Source organism: Microcystis sp. M49636_WE2, assembly GCF_030065375.1.
Lineage (GTDB): Bacteria > Cyanobacteriota > Cyanobacteriia > Cyanobacteriales > Microcystaceae > Microcystis > Microcystis aeruginosa_C.
In genome coordinates this window covers 1-4,845 of record NZ_JASJFG010001035.1, presented here as the reverse complement: position 1 = coordinate 4,845, position 4,845 = coordinate 1, and the positions used below count along the sequence as shown (strand labels likewise).

The window sequence follows — 4,845 nt, the reverse complement described above, 5'->3', positions numbered from 1 at the left end:
TGTCCTTCTAATGCCTAAAGTTGTGGTTTCCTGAAAGATCATATTTTCACAAATAGCAATTTTATCCAAGGCACAAATTACTGTCAAAAGTATTCCCAAACGGGATTTTTTCATAGTAATTGCTTGACTAAATACATCCAAAGCACCCACTTGTAATAAAGCCTCGCTTAAGTAGGCGATCGCTTGCGGATTTAAGTCATCAATTTGAGTTTCTAAAACTGCCACAGTTTCTCTTTCATCTAGCTTTTCTGGTGTTTTTTTCCCTAACCAAAGCCGGACAAGATTGGGAATCGGTAAATCTTTTGTACCTGCCCCTAAACCGACCTTTTCTAACTGCATTTTCGGCGGTTTACCGAAACTTTTAGCTAAAGTTGTCACAATAGCTGCCCCCGTGGGTGTTACTAACTCCGCTTCGATGCCATTACTATAAATTGGTACTTGTCCCTGACTAAACAATTGTACTACTGCTGGCACAGGAACCGGTAAACGACCATGGGCGGCCTGAACTGTACCGCCGCCGGTGGGTAGAGAAGAACAGTATAATTCACTCACCGATAGCCAATCCAAACCCAAACAAGTCCCCACGATATCAATAATGGCATCGGTTGCCCCGACTTCGTGAAAATGCACCTTTTCCGGCGCGATCCCGTGAACGGCTCCTTCTGCGATCGCAAGTTGTTGAAAAACCGCTAAACTCCATTCTTGGACTTTCTGGGGTAAATTTGCCTGTTTAATTAAATTTTCAATCTCCGGTAAATGGCGAGCGGGGGTATGATGGTGATGGTGGTGATGATCAGCGGACTTCTCGGCAGTGACATCGACGTTAATCTTAGTGGCAATTTGACCGCGACGATGCACTTTTTCGGACCTTAACTGATATTCATCCTCGATTCCTAAAGTTTTTAGTTGTGCAATCAGGTATTCTAAGGGGACTCCTAAATCTACTAACGCCCCTAAACACATATCCCCGGCGATTCCCGTGGGACAATCCCAATAGGCGACGATTTTGCTATCATGGCTACTATTTACTCTCTCCATCCCGAAAATCCCCAACAACGTTCTATCCAAGAAATCTGTCATGCCCTGAAAAACGGGGCAATTATGCTTTATCCTACCGATACCGTCTATGCGATCGGTTGCGATCTCAATGTGAAATCCGCCGTCGAACGAGTTCGCCAAATCAAGCAACTATCTAATGATAAACCCTTGACGTTTCTCTGTTCTTCTTTGTCGAATATTTCCGAGTACGCAGTGGTCAGCGATTATGCTTATAAGATTATGCGACGAGTTATACCCGGTCCCTACACTTTTCTCTTACCGGCGACTAAATTAGTGCCGAAAGTGGTGATGAATCCGAAGCGGAAAACCACTGGTATCCGGGTTCCCGATCATGTTATCTGTCGCACTATTCTCGAAACCCTAGAAAATCCCATTATCTCTAGTTCTGCCCATCTTCCCGATCAGGAGGGAGATTTTCCCACCAAGGGATTAGAATCCGCTAGGTTATTCGATGCCCTCGATCATATCGTTGATTTAATTATCGAAGATGGTTCGGCTCCCGGTTCGGAAGTGTCAACCATTGTTGATTTTACCTGCGATCAACCGGATATCGTGCGTCAAGGTTTGGGTTGGCCGGAATTACAACAATGGTTATAACAGTGATTTTAGCCGTCAGCCGTCGGTTTTTTGCTCCCCACACCCCACACCCCACACCCCACAACTTCCCACTTGCCACTGATAACTGATAACTGATAACTGTATCGGTTATTGCGACTTTTTATTTCCTGAAAACCGTCTTGTGGAAGCCAAGTTAGTTGCTTAAGATAGAGATAATCGCAGTCAGAGAAAACCTCTCAAGGAAATTATTACTATGGCTTTCACTCTTTATTCTCCCTTCCTGGAAATTAATTCTGTCCAACGTCAAATCGATCAACTTTTTCAAGAAGTATTACCGACAACTTCATTGGTATCTCGTCCCCCGGTGGAAATCTCTGTTAATGAGGATTCCGTGGAATTAAAAATCGAATTACCCGGTGTGGATATTAAAGATATCGATGTGGAGGTTAGCAAACAAATGGTGGCTATTAATGGGCAACGTCAACGCCCTGCCGAAGTGGAAAACAGCGAATTTTATTATGGTAAATTTAGTCGCTTGATTACCCTACCAGTGGAGGTGCAAAATAGCCAAGTTACCGCTAACTATCAAGACGGTATTCTTTCTCTCAGCCTCCCGAAAGCGGTGGCAGAAAAAAATAAAGTGGTGAAAGTTAATCTTGGTTAGATGAGAAAAAGACTGGAGAAATTCTCCAGTCTTTGGTTTTATTTGTAGTCGCTAACTGTTAATGGGGTTCTTTGCCATTTACGTTAACGGGACGGGGTTGAATAACACCAAAACCGCCGTGATTGCGTTGATAGATAACGTTGATTTCGTTCGTGTCTTTGTTGCAGAACATAAAGAAATCGTGATCGACTAATTGCAATTGTGTTAGTGCTTCCTCAATAGTCATCGGTGGCATGGCAAAGTATTTCATCCGCACTACTTCCGCAGGTAATTCGGGAGTGCGATCACCGATTAGGCTACCCTCTAAGGGTTTCTCTTGCACCACCTCGCTAGTTTTAACGGTGGCGTTGGTGCGATGATCCACCAATCTTTCTTTATACTTGCGGAGTTGACGAGCGATTTTATCAGAAACTAAATCAATACTCGCGTATAAATTTTCGCTTCCTTCTTGAGCGCGAATCACTGTTCCATTAGCATAAACCGTTACTTCCGCTTTGTGGCGATCAGGAATGCGTGCATTCTTTTCCACGGAGAGGTGAACATCCACTTTTGTGGTCATGCCGTTAAAATGTTTCACCGCTTTCTCCAGCTTTTGTTCCACATAATCATGAATAGCTTCGGTGACAGCGATATTATTGCCCTGAATCAATAGCTTCATACTCACTACTCCATCTAAAAATTTTGCTATAGACCGTCCACATCAACTATTTTTAAGGGATGTTGATGCTAGGAATTTAATCCTCAAAAATCTGCTTGATCGCGCTGTTGTTAGAGGTCACAGTCTAGATATTGTCGGTGTTCTCTTTCTCTTTTTTTTGTCGGATCGCGCGGAAAATTCATCGGGTCGAGCGCCTATTTGCAACTGGATTTATCTACCTCTATTCTAACAAGTTTCTGCAAAGCTTCTCTTAACAGAAGTGCGAAGTTCTGTTAACTTTTATTTAAAGAAACCGATTTTGGCCGCCAGCTAGGGAATCCGGTGATTGTTTCTCCTGTGCGACGGTTAACATCCGAATAGATGGGATATCCTTAGATTAGCACTTAGTATTCTCCCCGACATATATATCTTCCCTTCTTTTAATCTTCCTTTGCGCTCTTTTACATTTCTTAAATATTTTGACAAATCTCGCAATGAATGCTCAAAAAATACCTCGTCTCTGCGGGCTGAAAATTCAGGCAATCACTCCCTATTCTCTGGCCTGGGCGCAACAGCGCTCGCTGGTGGCGGCGAGAATTGCCGATCCCGACTTACCCGATGTGCTGCTGCTACTGGAACATCCCCCCGTTTACACCCTCGGTACCGGTTCAGATATTAAGTTTATTAAATTTAATCTTGACAAAACCGACAAAGAAGTGTATAGAATCGAGCGAGGAGGGGAAGTCACCTATCACTGTCCGGGGCAGTTAGTGGGCTATCCGATCCTCAATTTGCGCTATTATCAGCAGGATTTACACTGGTATTTGCGACAATTAGAAGAAGTCATCCTGCAAACTATCGCTATTTATGGATTGTCGGGGGCAAGAATCGCGGGCCTGACAGGGGTATGGGTAGAAGGGTATAAAATAGCGGCGATCGGTATTAAAGTTAGTCGTTGGATTACCTATCATGGTTTTGCCCTCAATGTTTGTCCGGATTTAAGCGGTTTTGCCGAGATTATTCCCTGTGGGATTACTAATAAACCCGTGGGCAGTTTACAGCAGTTTCTGCCTAATATTAGTCTTAGGCAAGTACAGCAAGATTTATCGAGGGTTTTCGCCTCAGTTTTCGGTGTGGAATTATTTTCTCTTGACAAGGATTAATATGAGCGATCGCAAAGACCCAGAAAAACTCCCCGTGGAAAATAGGGCCGATAACCCCGAAAATAACGGTAAAACCAGTTTATCGGCCCCCGATGCTTCCGAATACGTCTCCTCTTTATCTTCGCGTAATCCTGTGCGTCAGCGCATCCTAGTATTAAAAGATCTTCGACCGGGTAACGCGGGGTTACTACTGGCCCCCCTGATGCTGATGACCATCGGCCTCATCTTTAGCTGGGACTGGTTAGGCTTTTCTGGGGCGATAGTAGCGATATTGATATCCTTACAGGTGATTTTGCCCTCTATTCGCCAGTGGATCGCCCATTATCTCACCCCCTCTGAACGTCAGACGGTTTTCGCTTTTATGGTTTTTATAGCTGCTCTGGCCGGATTAGGGAAATATTTAGGAGTTTACGAGCGCATATTGCGATGGTTAGAGAGTTTTAAATACGATGAGTTCGGTTCTTGGGCCGAGTGGGTGGGGGCCTTGGGACAGATTATGATCGCCGTGTTAGCTGTCTATGTGGCCTGGGAACAGTACGTTATTTCTAAGGATTTAACCATACAACAAAATCGCATTACCCAACAACAGACGATCGATTCCTATTTTCAAGGGATTTCCGATTTAGCCTTGGATGAGGAGGGATTTTTAGAAGATTGGCCCCAGGAAAGAGCGATCGCAGAAGGTCGCACCGCTTCCATCCTCAGCAGTGTCGATGCCTCTGGAAAAGCGAAAATACTGCGTTTTTTGAGTCAATCGCGGCTAT

The 4,845-nt window shown here is 44.3% G+C and carries 5 protein-coding genes and 1 pseudogene; 4 read left to right on the top strand and 2 right to left on the bottom strand.

Translation table 11 applies throughout. The annotated features are described in order from the left end of the window. Nucleotides 1-1,038 (bottom strand): nickel pincer cofactor biosynthesis protein LarC (gene larC / locus PX484_RS23780; RefSeq protein ID WP_288105881.1); only part of this gene is annotated, 1,038 nt, incomplete at its 3' end. On the opposite strand from larC, the gene PX484_RS23775 reads away from it, so the two are divergent. Further along, nucleotides 1,015-1,656 (top strand): L-threonylcarbamoyladenylate synthase, encoded by a 642-nt coding sequence (locus PX484_RS23775; RefSeq protein ID WP_002803551.1) that lies wholly within the window; start codon nt 1,015-1,017, stop codon nt 1,654-1,656. The genes larC and PX484_RS23775 overlap by 24 nt on opposite strands. A 214-nt stretch (nt 1,657-1,870) precedes the next feature. Beyond that, on the top strand, nt 1,871-2,281 hold the full coding sequence (locus PX484_RS23770) for an Hsp20/alpha crystallin family protein (protein ID WP_287767530.1): 411 nt from the start codon (nt 1,871-1,873) through the stop codon (nt 2,279-2,281). A 58-nt stretch (nt 2,282-2,339) separates the two neighbouring features. On the opposite strand, the gene hpf is transcribed toward PX484_RS23770, so the two are convergent. Then, entirely contained in the window at nt 2,340-2,939 is a 600-nt protein-coding gene (hpf, locus tag PX484_RS23765) for a ribosome hibernation-promoting factor, HPF/YfiA family (protein WP_287767533.1), read from the bottom strand. A 473-nt stretch (nt 2,940-3,412) separates the two neighbouring features. On the opposite strand from hpf, the gene lipB reads away from it, so the two are divergent. Further along, entirely contained in the window at nt 3,413-4,081 is a 669-nt protein-coding gene (lipB, locus tag PX484_RS23760; RefSeq protein WP_287767536.1) for a lipoyl(octanoyl) transferase LipB, read from the top strand. A gap of 1 nt (nt 4,082) precedes the next feature. Further along, nucleotides 4,083-4,845, top strand: a pseudogene (locus PX484_RS23755) (pentapeptide repeat-containing protein); the annotation flags it as partial.

Coding starts and splice junctions, on each gene's coding strand:
- PX484_RS23770 (WP_287767530.1), top strand. CDS start 1,871: ATGGCTTTCACTCTTTATTCTCCCTTCCTGGAAATTAATTCTGTCCAA.
- PX484_RS23775 (WP_002803551.1), top strand. CDS start 1,015: ATGGCTACTATTTACTCTCTCCATCCCGAAAATCCCCAACAACGTTCT.
- hpf (WP_287767533.1), bottom strand. CDS start 2,939: ATGAAGCTATTGATTCAGGGCAATAATATCGCTGTCACCGAAGCTATT.
- lipB (WP_287767536.1), top strand. CDS start 3,413: ATGAATGCTCAAAAAATACCTCGTCTCTGCGGGCTGAAAATTCAGGCA.